This is a genomic window from Alteromonas sp. LOR (assembly GCF_000753865.1).
Lineage (GTDB): Bacteria > Pseudomonadota > Gammaproteobacteria > Enterobacterales > Alteromonadaceae > Alteromonas.
Map to the genome: position 1 here is coordinate 1 of NZ_JQFW01000049.1, position 20,263 is coordinate 20,263.

15 protein-coding genes and 1 tRNA gene are annotated in these 20,263 nt (G+C 45.4%); all 16 read right to left on the bottom strand.

Annotation, left to right across the window (positions count from 1 at the left end):
* Positions 1–729, bottom strand: a 729-nt coding sequence (locus JV36_RS0113680) for an elongation factor Tu (protein WP_032139782.1), incomplete at its 3' end; no start/stop codon positions are given.
* Between the two features lie 63 nt (positions 730–792).
* Complete coding sequence (gene fusA, locus JV36_RS0113685; protein ID WP_032097757.1) at positions 793–2,895, bottom strand: elongation factor G; 2,103 nt, start codon at positions 2,893–2,895, stop codon at positions 793–795.
* Positions 2,896–2,922: 27 nt separating this feature from the next.
* Positions 2,923–3,393 (bottom strand): 30S ribosomal protein S7, encoded by a 471-nt coding sequence (gene rpsG, locus JV36_RS0113690; RefSeq protein ID WP_032097756.1) that lies wholly within the window; start codon positions 3,391–3,393, stop codon positions 2,923–2,925.
* Positions 3,394–3,468: 75 nt separating this feature from the next.
* Positions 3,469–3,843 carry a 30S ribosomal protein S12 gene (gene rpsL, locus JV36_RS0113695; RefSeq protein ID WP_032097755.1) on the bottom strand — a complete coding sequence of 125 codons (375 nt, stop codon included), beginning with the start codon at positions 3,841–3,843 and terminating at the stop codon, positions 3,469–3,471.
* Between the two features lie 310 nt (positions 3,844–4,153).
* On the bottom strand, positions 4,154–8,326 hold the full coding sequence (gene rpoC / locus JV36_RS0113700; protein WP_032097754.1) for a DNA-directed RNA polymerase subunit beta': 4,173 nt from the start codon (positions 8,324–8,326) through the stop codon (positions 4,154–4,156).
* Positions 8,327–8,407: 81 nt separating this feature from the next.
* On the bottom strand, positions 8,408–12,436 hold the full coding sequence (gene rpoB / locus JV36_RS0113705; protein ID WP_032097753.1) for a DNA-directed RNA polymerase subunit beta: 4,029 nt from the start codon (positions 12,434–12,436) through the stop codon (positions 8,408–8,410).
* A 327-nt stretch (positions 12,437–12,763) separates the two neighbouring features.
* Positions 12,764–13,138 carry a 50S ribosomal protein L7/L12 gene (rplL, locus tag JV36_RS0113710; RefSeq protein WP_032097752.1) on the bottom strand — a complete coding sequence of 125 codons (375 nt, stop codon included), beginning with the start codon at positions 13,136–13,138 and terminating at the stop codon, positions 12,764–12,766.
* Positions 13,139–13,195: 57 nt separating this feature from the next.
* A complete protein-coding gene (gene rplJ, locus JV36_RS0113715; protein ID WP_032097751.1) occupies positions 13,196–13,714 on the bottom strand; it encodes a 50S ribosomal protein L10 in 519 nt (172 codons plus the stop codon).
* A 309-nt stretch (positions 13,715–14,023) separates the two neighbouring features.
* Positions 14,024–14,719, bottom strand: a complete 696-nt coding sequence (gene rplA / locus JV36_RS0113720; protein WP_032097750.1) for a 50S ribosomal protein L1 — start codon at positions 14,717–14,719, stop codon at positions 14,024–14,026.
* A 4-nt stretch (positions 14,720–14,723) separates the two neighbouring features.
* The gene (gene rplK, locus JV36_RS0113725; protein ID WP_032097749.1) at positions 14,724–15,152 is read right to left on the bottom strand and encodes a 50S ribosomal protein L11; all 429 of its coding nucleotides are present in this window, start codon (positions 15,150–15,152) and stop codon (positions 14,724–14,726) included.
* 250 nt (positions 15,153–15,402) lie between these two features.
* Entirely contained in the window at positions 15,403–16,416 is a 1,014-nt protein-coding gene (locus JV36_RS19280; protein ID WP_052010377.1) for a GGDEF domain-containing protein, read from the bottom strand.
* A complete protein-coding gene (locus JV36_RS0113735) occupies positions 16,394–16,921 on the bottom strand; it encodes a methanogen output domain 1-containing protein (RefSeq protein ID WP_032097748.1) in 528 nt (175 codons plus the stop codon). Before JV36_RS0113735 ends, JV36_RS19280 begins: the two co-directional genes overlap by 23 nt.
* 120 nt (positions 16,922–17,041) lie before the next feature.
* A complete protein-coding gene (gene nusG / locus JV36_RS0113740) occupies positions 17,042–17,590 on the bottom strand; it encodes a transcription termination/antitermination protein NusG (RefSeq protein ID WP_032097747.1) in 549 nt (182 codons plus the stop codon).
* Positions 17,591–17,593: 3 nt separating this feature from the next.
* Entirely contained in the window at positions 17,594–17,971 is a 378-nt protein-coding gene (gene secE, locus JV36_RS0113745; protein ID WP_032097746.1) for a preprotein translocase subunit SecE, read from the bottom strand.
* A 58-nt stretch (positions 17,972–18,029) separates the two neighbouring features.
* Positions 18,030–18,106: transfer RNA gene (locus tag JV36_RS0113750), tRNA-Trp, on the bottom strand.
* A 167-nt stretch (positions 18,107–18,273) separates the two neighbouring features.
* The gene (locus JV36_RS0113755; RefSeq protein ID WP_032097745.1) at positions 18,274–20,115 is read right to left on the bottom strand and encodes an ABC transporter ATP-binding protein; all 1,842 of its coding nucleotides are present in this window, start codon (positions 20,113–20,115) and stop codon (positions 18,274–18,276) included.
* Between the last annotated feature and the right edge of the window lie 148 nt (positions 20,116–20,263).

Consider the following 20,263-nt stretch of genomic DNA (forward strand, 5'->3'; position numbering starts at 1 on the left):
TACTTCTTCACCAACTTTAACAATACCTTGCTCAACACGGCCTGTTACAACAGTACCACGACCTGAGATTGAGAATACGTCTTCGATTGGAAGAATGAACGGCTTGTCGATTGCACGCTCTGGCTCTGGAATATATGAATCAAGAGCTTCACCTAGTTCGATGATTTTCTTTTCCCATTCTGCGTCGCCTTCAAGGGCTTTAAGTGCAGAACCTTGGATAACTGGAAGGTCATCGCCTGGGAAGTCATATTCACTAAGAAGTTCACGAACTTCCATTTCAACTAGCTCAAGAAGCTCTTCATCATCAACCATGTCACATTTGTTCATGAACACGATGATGTGAGGGATACCAACCTGACGACCAAGTAGGATGTGCTCACGAGTCTGTGGCATAGGGCCATCAGTCGCAGCAACTACTAGGATACCGCCGTCCATCTGAGCAGCACCAGTGATCATGTTTTTAACGTAATCAGCGTGTCCTGGGCAATCTACGTGCGCGTAGTGACGACTTGGGGTGTCGTATTCTACGTGCGATGTAGAGATGGTGATACCACGTGCTTTTTCTTCAGGCGCGTTATCGATCATATCGAATGCACTTGCAGAACCGCCATAGGTCTTCGCTAGAACAGTAGTGATAGCTGCTGTTAGTGTAGTTTTACCGTGGTCAACGTGGCCGATAGTACCCACGTTTACATGGGGTTTCGTACGTTCAAACTTTTCTTTTGCCATTTTTCTCGTTTCCTAAGTTAAAAGTCCGACCCACAAATAGACCGGACCGAACCTTCATTTAGATTAGATTCTAGATTCAATAATAGCCCGCGCCACATTGTTAGGCGCCTCAGAATAATTGAAAAACTCCATTGAGTATGAAGCACGACCCTGCGTTTGTGAACGCAAGTCTGTCGCATACCCAAACATTTCTGAAAGAGGCACTTTAGCACGAATCATTTTAATACCTGCTACGCCATCTTCCATACCTTCGATCATGCCGCGGCGACGATTTAAATCACCAACAACATCACCCATCCAGTCTTCTGGAGTCGTCACTTCAACTTTCATAGTGGGTTCAAGCAACACCGGATTTGCTTCTGCGGCGCCCTTTTTGAAACCCATAGAGCCGGCGATCTTAAACGCCATTTCAGAAGAGTCAACATCGTGGTATGAACCGTCAAACAAAGTAACCTTTACATCAAGTACCGGATACCCCGCAAGAACACCACTTCGCATCTGCTCCTGAATTCCTTTATCGACCGCTGGAATGAACTCTTTTGGAACAGTTCCACCGACGATCTCGTTCACAAATTCGTAGCCAAAGTCCTCTTCCTGAGGCTCAATGCGCAACCACACATGACCAAACTGGCCGCGGCCGCCTGACTGACGAATGAACTTCCCTTCCACTTCAACATCTTTGCGGAGGGTTTCACGATAAGCAACCTGAGGGTTACCTACGTTACATTCAACCTTAAATTCACGTTTCATACGATCAATGATGATATCAAGGTGTAATTCACCCATCCCTGAGATGATCGTTTGTCCCGTTTCGTCATCAGTTTTCACTTTAAATGACGGATCTTCTGCAGCAAGCTTGCTAAGCGCTATGCCCATTTTTTCTTGGTCAGCTTGCGACTTAGGCTCTACTGCAATTGAAATTACCGGGTCAGGAAATTCCATACGTTCTAACGTTATGATGTTATTTGGATCGCACAGTGTGTCACCCGTCGTGACATCCTTAAGGCCTATCGCTGCTGCGATATCGCCCGCGCGTACCTCTTTAATTTCTTCTCTGTCTTTCGCGTGCATCTGCACGATACGACCAAAGCGCTCTCGCTTGCCTTTTACAGGGTTGTATACAGTATCACCTGTATTCACCACACCTGAATAGCAGCGGAAGAACGTCAGCGTGCCAACAAACGGGTCGGTCGCTATTTTAAACGCCAGTGCAGAAAACGGCTCTTCGTCTGTAGGGTGACGTTCTGCCTCTGTTTCGTCTTTGTCGTCAAGAATACCGGTAATCGCTTTGACTTCATTTGGCGAAGGCAGGTAATGAACAACCGAGTCTAGTACTGCTTGAACACCTTTGTTTTTGAAGGCACTGCCACAAGTGGCAAGAACAATTTCGTTGTTCAGCGTACGGGTGCGTAGCCCCAATCGTATTTCTTCTTCGGTTAGCGCTTCGCCTTCCAAATACTTGTCCATTAACTCGTCAGAGGCTTCAGCCGCTGCTTCAACCATTTCAGTGCGATACTGCTCGGCTTTTTCTAAATATTCAGCCGGAATGTCTTCATAGGTAAATGTCATACCCATGTCGTCTCCATTCCAGTTGATTGATTTCATCTTAATTAAGTCGATGACACCATGGAATTCTTCTTCAGCGCCCATGTTGATTTGAATCGGAACACAGTTAGCGCCTAAACGTTTGCGGATTTGACCCACAACACGTTCAAAATCAGCACCAGCCCTGTCCATCTTATTAACGAAGACAAGGCGTGGCACTTGATATTTGTCAGCCTGTCTCCAGACTGTCTCTGATTGAGGTTCTACCCCAGAAGACCCACAGAATACGACTACCGCTCCGTCTAGAACACGTAATGAACGTTCCACCTCAATGGTGAAGTCCACGTGTCCAGGCGTGTCGATGATATTTATTCTGTGTTGATCGAACTGTTGCTCCATACCAGACCAGAAACAAGTAGTAGCAGCAGACGTGATAGTGATACCACGCTCCTGCTCTTGTTCCATCCAGTCCATGGTAGCAGCACCATCGTGCACTTCACCGATTTTGTGAGACAGTCCTGTATAAAACAAGACACGCTCTGTGGTCGTGGTTTTACCCGCGTCCACGTGAGCCACAATACCAATATTGCGATAACGCTCAATCGAGGTCTTACGAGGCATAAATCTCTCTCAGTTATATAACGTTGATTACCAACGGTAGTGAGCAAACGCTTTGTTTGCTTCGGCCATACGGTGAACGTCTTCACGTTTCTTAACCGCTGAACCTTTATTTTCTGATGCATCCATCATTTCAGCCGCTAGGCGCTGTGCCATAGACTTTTCGCCACGTTTACGTGCAGCATCAACCATCCAACGCATACCTAGTGCATTACGACGAACTGGACGTACTTCGACTGGAACCTGATAAGTTGAACCACCAACACGACGAGACTTAACCTCAACCGTTGGGCGGATGTTATCAAGCGCTTCTTCGAATACATCTAGGTGTGCTTTGCTGGTTTTTTCAGCAACAATATCTAGCGCACCGTAAACGATTTTTTCAGCGACTGACTTTTTGCCGTCGAGCATTACGACATTCATGAATTTAGCAAGCAGTTGTGAACCAAATTTTGGCTCTGGTAGGATTTTACGTTGACCTACGACTCTTCTTCTTGGCATTTTCTATTCTCCGTATGAATTCAGGGAATACCCAAAACTCTTAAACTTCAGTTTGGCCTTACTAACGGAGAACCGTTAAGACTTAGGCCTTTTCGCGCCGTACTTAGAACGGGCTTGTCTACGATCGTTTACACCTGCGCAGTCCAATGTACCGCGAACTGTGTGATAACGAACACCTGGTAAGTCTTTAACACGACCACCACGGATAAGTACTACACTGTGCTCTTGTAGGTTGTGACCTTCACCACCGATGTATGAAGAAACTTCAAAACCGTTAGTTAGACGTACACGACATACTTTACGTAGTGCAGAGTTTGGTTTCTTTGGCGTAGTTGTATATACACGAGTACATACACCACGTCTCTGTGGACAAGCTTGCAGTGCAGCTACGTTGCTTTTTTCAACGGGCTTTCTGCGTGGCTTGCGCACTAACTGGTTAACTGTTGCCATTAACTAGCTCCTGATTAAAAACTACGAAAACCCAATCACTGTGATTGGGTCCATATAATGCGACTTTTCAATTCGTCGCCCTGTTTGCGGTAAGTATTGTGCTCGTCAATATTTACCAGGCTCTGATACAAAAAACCGCGACCGTTTATCGAGCCTTTTCGGGGCTATCCAAAATCGGGTCGCGGAATATTAATGATCATCGCCCTGACTGTCAAGCTGTACAAACTCTAAGCACTTAATATTCTTAAAATCTGTCAGCCTAAGCTGCCATTATGTTAGGAGTACGTTAACGCACTCCTATGATCATGCCTTATTCGGCCGAATCGTCGTCTGCACCAGCGTTAAGCGCTTCGGTCAATGCCTGTTCTGCATCTGCTGCAGATACTGACATTTCTTCGATTTGCTCTTTGCGCTGTTGAGCACGGCGTTCATGGTATGCGAAACCCGTACCTGCTGGAATAAGTCGTCCAACAATTACGTTCTCTTTCAGACCGCGAAGGTCATCTTCTTTACCTTGAACCGCTGCTTCAGTCAGTACGCGCGTTGTTTCCTGGAACGATGCCGCTGAGATAAATGACTCAGTAGACAGTGACGCTTTAGTGATACCAAGTAGTTGTGTTTCGTACTGTGCTGGTATCTTACCGTGTTTTTCAATTTCACGGTTTGCCACTTTCACGTTAGAAACTTCTACTTGCTCACCTTCTAGGAACTGCGTGTCGCCTGAATGAGTAATAACGCACTTACGCAACATCTGACGAATAACAACTTCGATGTGCTTATCGTTAATTTTTACACCCTGTAGACGGTAAACTTCCTGAACTTCGTTCACGATGTAGTTTGCTACATGGGAAATACCACGAAGACGCAATATGTCGTGTGGAGACTCTGGACCATCGGCAATAACTTCGCCTTTTTCCACTTTCTCACCTTCGAACACATTAAGCTGACGCCATTTCGGAATCATCTCTTCGTATGCATCACCTTCAGCAGGTGTAATCACTAAGCGCTTCTTACCTTTAGTCTCTTTACCGAAACCGATAGTACCTGAGATTTCCGCTAAGATAGCAGGCTCTTTAGGTTTACGTGCTTCGAACAAGTCAGCAACTCGTGGTAGACCACCCGTGATGTCACGTGTCTTCGAGCTTTCCTGAGGTATACGCGCTAGCACGTCACCTTCGTTAGCTACTTTGCCTTCTTTTGCTTCAATGGTTGTGAAGCTTGGAAGACGAATCTCTTGAAGACCGAACTCATCACTTTCAAGGATTAGCTTAGGCTCTTTTGCGTTTGCCTTTGTTAAATCTTTAACAACGATACGCGTTAGGCCAGTAAGCTCATCTTGCTGCATTTCTGTGTTAGTGTCGTCGATGTCCGCGAAGCTAATCTTAGCTGCACGTTCAGTAACGATTGGGTGACTATGCGGGTCCCAGTTAGCAACAACGTCGCCAGCTGCAATTTTTGCACCGTCATCAACACTCAATACTGCACCGTATGGCACTTTATAGCGTTCTTTCTCACGGCCTTGCTCATCGATAACAGTAAGTTCTGTTGAACGAGACACAATAACCATTTTGCCATCAGAATTACGTACAGATTTTTCGTTGTGTAGCTTAAGGCTACCCGCCGTTTTAACCTGAACGCTGTTCTCAGCAGACGCTCGAGATGCCGCACCACCAATGTGGAACGTACGCATGGTAAGCTGTGTACCAGGTTCACCGATTGACTGTGCTGCAATAACACCAACAGATTCACCGCTACCCACCATATGTCCACGAGCAAGGTCACGACCATAACAGTTAGCACATACACCGAAGTCGTTATCACAGGTGATAACCGAGCGTACTTGGATTTGGTCAACAGAGTTGGCTTCAAGCATATCTACTAGCGCTTCGTCTAGCAGTACATTACGCTCAACCAATACTTCGCTAGTACCTGGCTTAACCACGTCTTCTGCTACCACACGACCTAGTACACGTTCGCGAAGTGGTTCAACAACGTCGCCACCTTCGATTAGTGGTGTCATGGAAACGCTACCGAACGTACCACAGTCATCGTTAGTGATAACCAAATCTTGCGCAACGTCTACAAGACGACGAGTTAGGTAACCCGAGTTCGCTGTCTTAAGTGCTGTATCGGCTAGACCTTTACGCGCACCGTGCGTTGAGATGAAGTACTGAAGAACGTTAAGACCTTCACGGAAGTTTGCAGTGATTGGTGTCTCGATGATTGAACCATCTGGTTTAGCCATCAGACCACGCATACCAGCTAACTGACGAATCTGAGCGGCACTACCACGAGCACCCGAGTCGGCCATCATGTAAACAGAGTTAAATGATGATTGCTCTTCTTCTTCGCCATCGCGGTTAATTACGATGTCAGTCTTAAGGTTGTCCATCATGGCCTTAGCAACTTTTTCGTTGGCATTTGACCAGATATCGATAACTTTATTGTAACGCTCACCGGCTGTTACAAGACCGTTTTGGAACTGTTCCTGAATTTCAATAACTTCAGCTTCTGCTGCGTCAACGATTTCTTTCTTCGCTTCAGGAATTACCATGTCATCAATACCAACAGACGCACCCGCGATCATCGCGTAGTGGAAACCGGTATACATGATTTGGTCAGCTGCAATAACAGTATCTTTTAGACCAAGCGTACGGTAACAAGCATTCAATAGTTTTGAAATTTGCTTTTTGCCCATAGGCTGGTTGATGATTTCAAACGGAAGACCCTTTGGAAGGATCAGTGAGAAAATGGCACGACCAACCGTAGTTTGAGTCAGTGTAACTTTCTCTGTCTTGTTGCCGTTTTCATCAATGTCGTATTCAGTAATACGTACTTTAACGCGAGAATGAAGCTCGGCATTACCTGTACGGTATGCTTTTTCTGCTTCATTAGGGCTGGTAAATACCATGCCTTCGCCTAAGCCGTTTACTTTGTCACGCGTAAGGTAATAAAGACCCAATACAACGTCCTGTGAAGGAACGATAATCGGCTCACCGTTAGCAGGTGACAAGATGTTGTTCGTCGACATCATTAGCGCACGAGCTTCAAGCTGTGCTTCGATAGTCAACGGAACGTGTACCGCCATTTGGTCACCATCGAAGTCGGCGTTATACGCCGCACACACTAGCGGGTGAAGCTGAATCGCTTTACCTTCGATTAGTGTTGGTTCGAATGCTTGTATACCCAAACGGTGAAGAGTAGGTGCACGGTTAAGCAACACAGGGTGTTCGCGGATAACGTCATCTAGTACGTCCCAAACCTCTGGTGCTTCGCGCTCTACTAACTTCTTAGCAGCTTTGATAGTTGTTGCAAGACCACGACCTTCAAGCTTACCGTAAATAAACGGTTTAAATAGCTCAAGTGCCATCTTCTTAGGAAGACCACACTGGTGAAGACGAAGTGTTGGACCAACTGTAATTACAGAACGACCAGAGTAGTCAACACGCTTACCAAGAAGGTTCTGACGGAAACGACCCTGTTTACCTTTGATCATGTCTGCAAGCGACTTAAGTGGACGCTTGTTAGAACCGGTAATCGCACGGCCGCGACGTCCATTATCTAGAAGTGCATCAACAGACTCTTGTAACATACGCTTTTCGTTGCGTACGATAATGTCTGGAGCAGCAAGGTCTAGAAGACGCTTAAGACGGTTGTTACGGTTAATAACACGACGGTATAAATCGTTCAGGTCAGACGTAGCGAAACGTCCACCGTCTAGTGGTACTAGAGGGCGAAGATCGGGTGGCAATACTGGAAGTACTGTCATGATCATCCACTCTGGCTTGTTACCAGACTGTTGGAACGATTCAAGTAACTTAAGACGCTTCGTAATTTTCTTACGCTTTGTCTCAGAGTTGATTGAAGGCAATTCTTCACGCATTGCTGCAACGTCGGCATCAACGTCAAGTACAGTTAACAGGTCAAATACTGCTTCTGCACCCATTTTCGCGTCGAACTCGTCGCCGTGCTCTTCTAACGAATCAAGATAATCTTCTTCGTTTAATAACTGGCCGCGCTCTAATGTCGTCATACCTGGTTCTGTTACCACGTATGATTCAAAATAAAGCACGCGCTCAATGTCACGTAGCGTCATATCAAGCATTAAGCCGATACGAGACGGAAGTGACTTAAGGAACCAGATGTGTGCTACTGGACTTGCTAGCTCGATGTGGCCCATACGCTCACGACGAACTTTAGTCAGTGTAACTTCAACGCCACACTTTTCACAGATAACACCACGGTGCTTAAGGCGCTTGTACTTACCGCACAAACACTCGTAATCTTTAACAGGGCCAAAGATACGGGCACAAAATAAACCGTCACGCTCAGGCTTGAACGTACGATAGTTGATAGTCTCAGGCTTCTTCACTTCACCAAAAGACCATGAACGAATCATGTCAGGTGAAGAAAGGCCGATTCGAATATTATCGAACTCTTCGGCCTTATGCTGTTGCTTTAGAAACTTTAATAAGTCTTTCACATTACTCTCCCAGCGGAGTCAGTCTCTAGAACCCGGCGCAAGCGCCGGGCCATCTCATAACATTACGCGGCAATCGCCGTATTACTTTTCTTCAAGCTCGATGTTGATACCCAACGAGCGAATTTCTTTAAGCAATACGTTGAAGGATTCTGGCATGCCAGGCTCCATTCTGTGGTCGCCATCGACGATGTTCTTGTACATTTTGGTACGACCGTTAACGTCATCCGACTTAACAGTAAGCATTTCCTGAAGGGTATATGCAGCACCGTATGCTTCAAGTGCCCATACTTCCATCTCACCGAAGCGCTGGCCACCGAACTGTGCTTTACCACCAAGAGGTTGCTGTGTAACAAGGCTGTAAGAACCAGTAGAACGAGCGTGCATCTTATCGTCTACCAAGTGGTTCAGTTTCAGCATGTACATGTAACCAACCGTAACAGGTCGCTCAAACGAGTTACCAGTACGACCGTCGAACAAGGTAATCTGACCGCTTTCTGGAATATCAGCAAGCTTCAACATTTCCTTGATTTCAGATTCGCGAGCACCGTCGAATACAGGCGTTGCAATTGGTACACCTTTACGAAGGTTCTCAGCTAGACGACGAACTTCGTGATCTGTGAAGTTATCAATGTCTACTACTTGGTGATTTTCACCTAGTTCGTACACTTTCTTCAAGAAATCACGCATTTCGGCAAGCTCACGCTGCTCTTTAATCATGCGATCAATTTTAACCCCAAGACCGTGAGCAGCCATGCCCAAGTGAGTCTCAAGAATCTGACCGATGTTCATACGAGACGGTACACCAAGAGGGTTAAGTACGATGTCTACCGGCGTACCGTTTTCATCGTATGGCATATCTTCTACTGGTTGAATAGTAGAAATAACACCTTTGTTACCGTGACGTCCCGCCATTTTATCACCCGGTTGGATGTGGCGTTTAACCGCTAGGTAAACTTTAACAATCTTAAGTACACCAGGCGCTAAATCGTCGCCTTGCGTTATCTTACGACGCTTAGTTTCAAACTTCTTATCGAAGTCAGCTTTGATCTCAGCATGCTGTTCAGCAATTTGGTCTAGCTCTAACTGTACGTCTTCGCTGTTAAGTGCAATTTCAAACCATTTTTCACGTGGCAGGCTGTCAAGCTTAGCTTGTTCAACACCGGCGCGCGCTAGTGCAGTTTGAGCACGTGCGAAAATACCATCCGCAAGGATTTCAAATTCGTCAGTAAGATCTTTCTTAACTTGACGAAGCTGCATATCTTCAATTTCAAGCGCACGTTTGTCTTTCTCTACGCCGTCACGAGTAAAGACTTGAACGTCGATAACCGTACCGTGAACAGAGTTAGGCACACGTAGTGACGTATCTTTTACGTCAGACGCTTTTTCACCAAAGATGGCTCTTAAAAGTTTCTCTTCCGGCGTAAGCTGAGTTTCACCTTTTGGTGTCACTTTACCTACAAGGATGTCGCCGCCTTTCACTTCTGCACCGATGTAAACAACACCTGATTCATCAAGTTTGCTCAGTGCAGACTCACCCACGTTTGGAATATCAGAAGAAATTTCTTCTGGACCAAGCTTGGTGTCACGAGCAATACAGCTTAGCTCTTGAATGTGAATAGTCGTAAAGCGGTCTTCCTGTGCTACACGCTCAGAAATAAGGATTGAATCCTCAAAGTTGTAACCATTCCACGGCATGAACGCGATACGCATGTTCTGACCAAGTGCGAGATCACCAAGGTCTGTCGAAGGACCATCGGCTAGCACGTCACCAGTAACAATTGGGTCACCAACACTACAAGTAGGTCGCTGATTGATACAGGTGTTCTGGTTAGAACGGGTGTATTTGGTTAGGTTGTAGATGTCGATACCTGCTTCACCAGGAAGCATTTCGTCTTCAGCTACTTTGATTACGATGCGACTCGCATCTACGTAATCTACCGTACCACCGCGTTTAGCAACTACCGTTACGCCAGAGTCAACGGCGATAGTTCTTTCCATACCTGTACCCACTAACGGCTTATCAGCGCGAAGTGTTGGAACAGCCTGACGTTGCATGTTGGCACCCATAAGTGCACGGTTTGCATCATCGTGTTCAAGGAACGGAATAATGCTTGCTGCAATTGAAACGATTTGCTGTGGAGAAACATCCATGTATTTGATGTCTTCTTTAGGCATCAAGGTTGTTTCACCACGGTGACGACATGGAATAAGGTCGTCTACCAGTTCACCAGCTTCAGTCAACGCAATGTTGGCCTGAGCGATAGCGAATTGGCCTTCTTCAATCGCAGATAAATAATCGATTTCTTCGCCCACTACACCATCAACAATGCGACGGAATGGTGTTTCAAGGAAACCAAAATCATTGGTGCGCGCAAAGCTCGCCAATGAGTTAATTAGACCGATGTTTGGACCTTCAGGTGTTTCGATTGGACATAGACGACCGTAGTGAGTCGGATGTACGTCTCGAACCTCAAAGCCTGCTCGTTCACGAGTAAGACCGCCCGGACCTAACGCAGAAATACGACGCTTGTGCGTTACTTCTGACAATGGGTTGTTTTGGTCCATGAACTGAGACAACTGCGACGACCCAAAGAACTCTTTAACGGCAGCCGAAATAGGCTTAGCGTTAATAAGATCTTGTGGCATAACGTTGTCTAGGTCGCCAAGACTTAGGCGTTCTTTAACAGCGCGTTCTACACGAACTAAACCAACACGGAATTGGTTTTCTGCCATTTCACCAACAGAACGAATACGACGGTTACCAAGGTGATCAATATCATCAACTTCGTCTTTACCGTCACGTATGGTGATTAGCTGTTTCATTACAGAAACGATGTCTTCTTTGGCTAGCGTACCAGAACCAATCAGTTCTTCACGGCCTAAGCGACGGTTAAACTTCATACGACCAACAGAAGAAAGATCGTAACGTTCTTCAGAGAAGAACAAGTTTTCAAATAACGTTTCTGCAGCGTCTTTCGTCGGCGGCTCACCAGGACGCATCATACGATAAATCTCAACAAGCGCTTCTAAGCGGTTTGTCGAAGAATCAATACGTAGCGTATCTGAAATGTATGAACCGTGATCGAGTTCGTTGATGTAAAGCGTTTCGAATTCTTTTATGCCGGCTTGACTTAGCTCAGCTAAATTCTCAAGTGCAAGCTCATCGTTCGCACTTACAATGACTTCACCGGTGTCTTCGTTAACATAAGTGGCAGCAAATACACGACCGATTAGATAATCAGCAGGTACTTCCAGCTCTGTTAAACCAGACTTCTCTAATGCACGAGTGTGGCGCGCAGAGATACGACGACCAGTTTCAACAACCACATTGCCATCGCCATCGATGATATCGAAAGCAGCCGTTTCACCACGAAGGCGATCAGGTTTCACTTCCATCATCAGACGGTCTTTGTCGATGCGAACGTTAACTTTTTCGAAGAAAGTATCTAAAATTTCTTCTGACGTCATTTCCAATGCACGCAAGATAATTGTTGCAGGCAATTTACGACGACGGTCGATACGCACAAACAGATTATCTTTAGGGTCAAACTCAAAGTCTAACCAAGAGCCACGGTATGGAATTACGCGTGCATTATAAAGCACTTTTCCAGACGAGTGAGTCTTGCCTTTATCGTGATCGAAAAACACACCAGGTGAGCGGTGTAGCTGTGACACTATTACACGCTCTGTACCATTGATAACGAACGTTCCGTTCTCTGTCATCAATGGGATTTCTCCCATGTACACTTCTTGTTCTTTAATATCTTTTACGGTACCTGGGGCTGCGTCTTTGTCAAACAATACTAACCGTAGTTTTACTCTTAACGGAGCAGAGAAAGTTACGCCGCGAATTTGACATTCTTTAACGTCAAAAACTGGCTCTCCCAGGCGGTAGCTTACATATTGAAGCTCTGAATTACCTGAGTAACTTTTAATTGGAAAAACGGAACGAAATGCTGCTTCCAAGCCGTATTGAGCATCGGCGTCGATCTCAATAAACTTTTTGAAAGAATCAAGCTGAATTGAAAGAAGGTATGGAATTTCCAATACCTGTGGGCGTTTGCCAAAATCCTTACGGATACGTTTCTTTTCGCTATAAGAGTAAACCATGGGTTCCTCAGCCTGCTGATTTATGACCCAACCTGCTGCTAAATGCTTTAAAACGCGTGCTATGGGCTAAAAGCTGCGTTTCAAATGGCGCAATAAGCAACAAACTTCCACAACCCTAATTCGGGCAAGTTCACCAGCATACAACAATTTTTAACCAATTATTAGTTAAGTTGTTGGATTTTTATGCTTTTTAATGGTCTTGTCCGAATTGCGCTTAACACAGTGTAGATCAGGGTTATATTCTACACATTATACAGCGCAAAAAGGCTGGTGGTTTAAAAAACCACCAGCCTTGCCGTCTCAGGCAAATAATCTGATTAAATCAGATTACTTGATTTCAACTTCAGCGCCAGCTTCAGTTAGAGTCGTTTTAAGTTCTTCAGCTTCTTCTTTGCTTACGCCTTCTTTGATAGCTTTAGGAGCAGATTCAACTACTTCTTTAGCTTCTTTAAGACCTAGGCCAGTCGCGCCGCGAACTGCTTTGATAACTGCAACTTTGTTAGCACCGAATGAAGTCATTACAACGTCAAATTCAGTTTGCTCTTCAACAGCAGCAGCTTCACCGCCTGCAGCAGGACCAGCAACAGCAACAGCTGCAGCAGATACGTTGAATTTTTCTTCAGCTGCTTCGATTAGCTCAACCAATTCCATAACTGGCATTTCAGCAATCGCGTTTAAAATATCTTCTTTAGTTAGAGCCATGTTCTCTAAACTCCTGGGGTTTTAATGTTAAAAAAATCAATATGCCAAAAACGAAAATTACTTCTCGTCTTTGATCGCCGCCAATACGCGCACAAACTTGCCAGGAACTTCGTTGATTGTTTGAACGAATTTCCCAACTGGTGCTTTGAAGGTCGCAAGTAGTCTTGCAAGCGCTTCGTCGCGAGTTGGAAGTGAAGCAACTGCGTCCAATTTCTCTGGACCAAGTAGACCACTACCAATTGAAAGTGCTGTTACGTTAAGCTTATCGTTGGTCTTACCGAAGTCTTTAAAAAGACGTGCCGCACCGCCTGGTGCGTCGATAGAGAAACCATAGATAAGCGGACCTGTAAGTGCGCTTTCTAAGTCTGCAAATTTGCTGTCTGCCAATGCACGCTTAGCTAGTGTGTTACGTACAACCTTTAGGTATACGCCTTGCTCACGAGCTTTTATGCGAAGGTCAGTCAGTTCTGCAACTTCCATCCCACGGTATTCAGCGACGGCAACGGATAGAGCGCGAGACGCAACTTCAGATACCTCTGCTACGATCTCTTTTTTTGCTGCTAAACCTAGTGCCACTGAGTTCACCTCTTTGTATCTGACATTGTTGATAGTTACCTATCATCGCCGTCAGGGTTCACAGATTGATACCAAACATCATATTTGGTACCGCTCTACGGTGTTTGTTATCCCAGAGAGTCTGAGTCAAACCACCGTCTGCGCAGGTTGTTCTATTAAGCAGTATGTTGACTGTGAAAGCTCTCTTACTTCTTTCACCACACCGCACCTGCGGTCTTGGACGGGAGTTGTTTACTAGCACTGCTATGTACACAACTCCAACCCATAACCTTTAAGAGAACTAACGGGCAATGCCCACTAGCTTCAAAACTATAGACCTACAGAAGCCTTATCAAGAGATACACCCGCACCCATTGTGGTGCTTAGGCTGATCTTCTGGATATACACACCTTTCGCAGAAGAAGGCTTAGCTTTCTTCAGTGCTTCAAGTAGTGCTTCTAGGTTTTCTTGAATTTGGTTAGCTTCAAATGCAATCTTGCCTAGGCTAGCGTGGATGATACCGTTTTTATCATTGCGGTAACGAACCTGACCAGCTTTTGCATTTTTAACAGCAGTAGCAACGTCTGGCGTTACTGTGCCTGTTTTAGGGTTAGGCATTAGGCCACGTGGACCTAAGATTTGACCTAGTTGGCCAACAACGCGCATCGCGTCTGGGCTAGCAACTACTACGTCAAAGTTCATTTCGCCTTTCTTAACTTGTTCAGCTAAGTCTTCCATACCAACGATGTCCGCACCAGCTTCTTTAGCCGCTTCTGCGTTTGCGCCTTGAGTAAATACCGCTACGCGTACGTCTTTACCAGTACCGTTAGGTAGTACAGTTGCACCACGAACGTTTTGGTCAGATTTCTTAGCGTCGATACCAAGGTTTACAGCAACGTCAACACTCTCAGCGAATTTAGCAGTCGCTAATTCTTTTAGAAGTGCAACTGCTTCGTTGATTTCATACTCTTTAGTTGAGTCAACTTTGTCACGTACTAGACGAGCGCGTTTTGTTAATTTAGCCATTCGATTAGTCCTCTACGTTCAAGCCCATTGAGCGAGCAGAACCCGCGATAGTGCGTACCGCTGCATCTAGATCAGCAGCTGTTAAGTCTGGCTCTTTAGTTTTAGCAATCTCTTCTAACTGAGCGCGGGTAACTTTACCTACTTTCTCAGTGTTAGGACGGCCAGAACCGCTCTTGATGCCAGCTGCCTTCTTAAGAAGGTATGACGCAGGAGGAGTCTTCGTTTCGAATGTAAAAGAACGGTCTTCGTACACAGTAATTTCTACTGGTACTGGAGCACCCTTCTCTAGGCTGTCAGTCTTTGCATTGAAAGCCTTACAGAATTCCATGATGTTCACACCGTGTTGACCTAGTGCAGGACCAACTGGTGGACTTGGGTTAGCAGCGCCTGCCGCAACCTGAAGCTTGATAATACCGCTTACTTTTTTAGCCATTTTAAATGCTCTCTTGTTTGGGTCTAACGCCTCGCAAATACAGAGAATATTTGCTCAATTGGCTTCCCGTTTCCGTTTAAAAGGGCGCGCATTATAAGGGCTGTTTAATTGCTATGCAAGCCCCCACGTGATTAAAAAACGATCTTAATCGCAAATAGGGCCTAAATGTTTGAAAAGTGCAAGAACAAATAGCTTAACTATCTAAATGTAATCGCTAAATGTGATGGCTAAATGTGATGGCGCGGATTTCTTAGGCACTGGCTTTTTTGTATCTGTCTCTGCCATTTGACTTAGCCGCGTATAGCGCTGTATCTGCCTGCGTGAAGGAATGTTCTACACTTTTCGCTTGGGAAAAAGCGCAGTACCCAGCGCTCGCCGTCATCGATATATGTCCTTGGTCACATGGTACCTTCAGTAAACGTATATGGGTCATTACCCGCTCTAAGTACACTCGAGCTTGTTCACAAGAACAGTTGGTCAACAACACGATAAACTCTTCGCCTCCCCAACGGCCCACGACATCTGTTGGTCTTGCCTGTGACAATAAACAATCTGCAAACACTTTTATCGCTTCATCCCCTACTGGGTGACCGTGTCTATCGTTTATCTGCTTGAAGTGATCAATATCGAACAGGATTAATACAGAATCTTCCCCTTTTCTAAATTGCCCATGCCACTGCAAATCCATAAATGATTGTACAAAGCGTCTGTTCTTCAATCCTGTCAGCGGGTCGGTTACCGCATCAAGAGTCGCTTGCCTGGCAAACCTTGCATGTTCTTTCTTTGCAGCGTGTATTTGCCTAAGTCTCATAGAAAATCGCAAAATATGCTCATCCAGTTTATAGAGTAATGCAGCGGGTAACCCCGTGTCTGGCGCTCTAAGCATAGAAACAAAACTGGGAATAGACGGCTGATTTTCAGCGCCGGCATGAATTCTTGTCAGCTGAATTGGGAAGCTGCCTGAACGTCGTCCGACGATATCCCCGATATTGGTTAAGCACGTTGTGTTAAGTGACTTAGAAGAAAGGGTAAATAGGTCTGTAATGCAATGCGCATCATGAATATGAGGCACTACGTCTTTTAGTTGTCTGTTATAACCAACGATTTTGCCACTTAAGTCTGTGATAACGGCAGCTTCTGTAACGTTTGCCAGTATAGATGTAATGCCTAGCTTGCTGGTATCAGCCTGTTGGATGGCAGTGTTTTCGCTATTGTTTTCATCCGCGCTTTCAAAAGAATCGCTACTGGACACCAAAGTACTCATGGGCAACATCCTTTTGATCCTGTTGTGGCTTAAGATGCACGACAACATGACAATGCCCATCTCCATTTGCGATTGTTTTATTTAACTCTACAGCAGCATACCCATTTTCTGATGAAACTATCTTACCAAATACATTCGCAGTCATATGGCAAAGAGGCTGCTTGCCCACCACATTGACTCCGAATGGACATAGCGAATTTTGCAATACAATGGTATCGGGAGTGATGGTTGAAACACTGAAACGGCCTCCTATCCGTCGTTTTAAATCCACAAGTACCTGTGCGATAACTTCAGGAGACATTCTCTCATCACCTAACTGAGCCTTATATTTTTCATGAAACATGGCTCCAACATGATCGGCAACCATACCTACGAAGCCTTTTGACTCCTCGGTGCCAATGACATCTTCCATTAGCGTTTCCAGCTCTAATAAGATGGTTTGATAGAAGGACGCTACATCAATGTCGATTTGTTTACATGCAATGCGCTGCTCTAAAGTATCGATAGCGTTGGCCTCTTTTTAATAACGATACTTTAGTATTAGGCGAACTTGACTCGTTGTGCAAATAAAAATTGGGCAAAAAAAAGCCCGCTAAAAGCGGGCTTTACACGATATGTCTTATGACTAACCTTTCTCTACCTGACCAAATTCTAGGTCTACCGGTGTAGAACGACCGAAGATAAGTACCGATACTTTTACGCGGCTCTTTTCGTAGTCTACTTCTTCTACCACACCGTTGAAGTCGGCAAATGGACCGTCTGTAACGCGTACCACTTCACCCGGCTCAAACAATGTCTTCGGCTTAGGCTTATCTACCGACTCTTCAAGACGGTTTAAGATAGCATCGGCTTCCTTAGGCGTAATTGGCATTGGACGGTCTGAAGTGCCACCAATAAAACCAAGAACGCGAGGAACGCTTTTCACTAAATGCCATGAATCTTCATTCATGGCCATTTCTACTAGCACGTAACCAGGATAAAACTTGCGCTCAGATTTACGCTTTTGACCAGCGCGCATCTCAACCACTTCTTCAGTTGGCACAAGTATTTGGCCGAAGTGCTCTTCCATGTTGTGCATTTTGATATATTCAAGAAGGGTTTTCTTGACTCGAGCTTCATACTGAGAAAATGCTTGTACTACGTACCATCTCTTTTTAATTTCTTCCTCAGACATACGTTATGCTCCGATTCCCGTTATAAAGCCAACTACACGAACGATGATGCCGTCTAGTCCCCATAAAATAAGTGCCATAACCAAGGTTGCAGCCAAAACAATCAATGTGGTTTGGTTAGCTTCTTGACGTGTAGGCCATACTACTTTGCGCACTTCAGTACGTGACTCTTTAGCAAAGCTTAAAAACGCACTGCCTTTGTTTGTAGATGCAGCAATAAAGCCAGCCACTACAGCAACAACTACCGCTGCGAGAGCGCGATATAATACCGAAAGTTCACCGTATACTGTGTTGGCAGTAACCAACCCTGCAAGTAGTGCAAAAACCACTACCCATTTAAACATGTCCAACCCGTTGGACTGATTTTCCGTCTTTTCGCTCATGTCACGATCCTAGCACTACAGCGTCGTTTTCTTGCGTTACACGCGCAAGTTAATAATTTGGCAGGGGTGGAGGGACTCGAACCCCCAACCATCGGTTTTGGAGACCGCTGTTCTACCAATTCGAACTACACCCCTGTGGCGTTTTTACTCTTAAAATTTGCTTACACTACCCTTGTGATTTGTGCGTCTTTTCGAAGGAAAGTGCGGTATCGCAAGGGAGGGACGCGTATTATACTTAACCACTTTCAAGTTACAAGCGGTTTATTCCCCTCCCACTGTGCATATCGCTAACGGGGCGTGGGTTATTCCACGCCAATAAATCCACCCGTTTGGTGCGCCCACAGCTTGGCATAAATCCCGTTATAAGCAATTAACTCACTATGGGTGCCCTGCTCCACAATTTGACCTTTGTCTAGCACTAGCAATCTGTCCATTTGGGCGATAGTTGATAACCTGTGAGCAATAGCTAACACAGTTTTTCCTTCCATCACTTTATCTAAACAGGCTTGAATGGCTGCTTCAACTTCTGAATCTAGCGCCGATGTAGCCTCATCTAAAATGAGCACTGGGGCATCTTTTAACAACACACGGGCAATCGCTATTCGCTGTCGTTGTCCGCCAGACAGTTTAATACCGCGCTCTCCAACGTGAGCATCGTACCCTGTACGCCCCTGATTATCGGTAAGGGTCAATATGAAGTCGTGGGCTTCCGCTTGTTTCGCCGCTTTAATCATATCTGCTTCGCCTGCGTCGGTGCGTCCATACAGAATATTGTCACGCACTGAGCGGTGCATCAGTGATGTATCTTGGGTCACCATACTGATTTTAGCTCGCAGTGTTTCTTGCCCTACCTCAGTAATGTCCTGACCATCAATAACGATACGACCACTTTGCGTATCGTAAAAACGCATCAATAGATTAACGAGCGTGGATTTACCTGCACCAGAGCGACCTACCAAGCCTACTTTTTCTCCAGGCTTAATGGTTAAATCTAATTGCCTGAACACGTCGATAGGCTGATTGTTTGCACCTGAATAAGAGAAGTTAACATTATCAAAATGAATTTTGCCGCCGCCTACGTTTAATGCATCGGCATCGGGCTTATCTTTAACGGCTACTGGCTGCGCAAGAGTATTCATACCGTCTTGCACCGTTCCTAGGTTTTCAAATAACCCCGACACTTCCCACATTATCCAATGGGACATGCCGTTTAGTCGCAAGCATAAGCTAACCGCAATGGCGATATCTCCAGGCGTCGCAATCTGCTCCAACCAAAGAAATACTGATAGCGCACCTATTGTGAAGATCAAAATGGCGTTTGCCATCTCAACACAGAATTCAAGAATGGTAACAAGGCGCATTTGTGGATACACCGTTTGCAAAAAGCCGTCCATGCTCTCTTTGGCATAGTCTGCTTCTCTTCGGCTGTGAGAGAAAAGTTTAACCGTGGTGATATTGGTGTAGCTATCGACTATTCGCCCAGTCATTAATGAGCGAGCATCGGCTTGCGCTTGTGAAACCGCCTTTAGCTTTGGTACGAGTACCCGCAAAATACCGATATACACAAAGAACCACACCACCAGTGGAAGCGCTAATCGCCAGTCAGTGCTAAATACCAGCACCACCATAGAGATGAAATAAACGCTGATATACACCAACAAATCAAGCATTTTGGTGACTGTTTCTCGCACGGAAAGCGCGGTTTGCATTACCTTTGTGGCCACGCGGCCGGCAAACTCATTGTGAAAGAAGGTAAGGCTTTGTCCAAGTAAATATCGGTGGGCCTGCCACCTGATTCGCATAGGGTAATTACCCATCAGTGATTGGCGAGAAAACAATGAACGCAAAAAGATAGATGCAGGAATAAAGACAAGAACCGTTACTCCCATTCCAATTAATGTAAGTTTCTGCTCTTCTAAAAACGTTTCTCGACTTTGCTCTGAAAACCAATCAACGAGCTGTCCTAAAAAGCCAAATAGCGCCACCTCTAACACCGCCACTATGGCACTTAACACCGAAACGGTCAGGATGATATGCCACATGCCTTTAGTGTAGTACTTACAAAATGCGACTAATCCCGTGGGCGGTTGCGTGGGCGGCGTATCTGGAAAAGGCTGTGTGAGCCTTTCAAAAAAAGAAAACATGCAAAAACTCTTTTTGTTATTGAATCGCCAGATGCGTACTGAATCTCGGCGTTAAAATTTACGTTGAGGTGAGTACGCAATTCTACACGATATGTTCAGTCAATTAATTAACTCCTTGATGAAAATCGCTGGGAACGTGGATAAAGGG

Bases quoted from the DNA above. Each gene is read 5' to 3' on its own strand.
- fusA (WP_032097757.1), bottom strand. From the start codon at position 2,895: ATGCCTCGTAAGACCTCGATTGAGCGTTATCGCAATATTGGTATTGTG.
- rpsG (WP_032097756.1), bottom strand. From the start codon at position 3,393: ATGCCAAGAAGAAGAGTCGTAGGTCAACGTAAAATCCTACCAGAGCCA.
- rpsL (WP_032097755.1), bottom strand. From the start codon at position 3,843: ATGGCAACAGTTAACCAGTTAGTGCGCAAGCCACGCAGAAAGCCCGTT.
- rpoB (WP_032097753.1), bottom strand. From the start codon at position 12,436: ATGGTTTACTCTTATAGCGAAAAGAAACGTATCCGTAAGGATTTTGGC.
- rplL (WP_032097752.1), bottom strand. From the start codon at position 13,138: ATGGCTCTAACTAAAGAAGATATTTTAAACGCGATTGCTGAAATGCCA.
- rplA (WP_032097750.1), bottom strand. From the start codon at position 14,719: ATGGCTAAATTAACAAAACGCGCTCGTCTAGTACGTGACAAAGTTGAC.
- rplK (WP_032097749.1), bottom strand. From the start codon at position 15,152: ATGGCTAAAAAAGTAAGCGGTATTATCAAGCTTCAGGTTGCGGCAGGC.
- JV36_RS19280 (WP_052010377.1), bottom strand. From the start codon at position 16,416: ATGAGTACTTTGGTGTCCAGTAGCGATTCTTTTGAAAGCGCGGATGAA.
- nusG (WP_032097747.1), bottom strand. From the start codon at position 17,590: ATGTCTGAGGAAGAAATTAAAAAGAGATGGTACGTAGTACAAGCATTT.
- secE (WP_032097746.1), bottom strand. From the start codon at position 17,971: ATGAGCGAAAAGACGGAAAATCAGTCCAACGGGTTGGACATGTTTAAA.
- JV36_RS0113755 (WP_032097745.1), bottom strand. From the start codon at position 20,115: ATGTTTTCTTTTTTTGAAAGGCTCACACAGCCTTTTCCAGATACGCCG.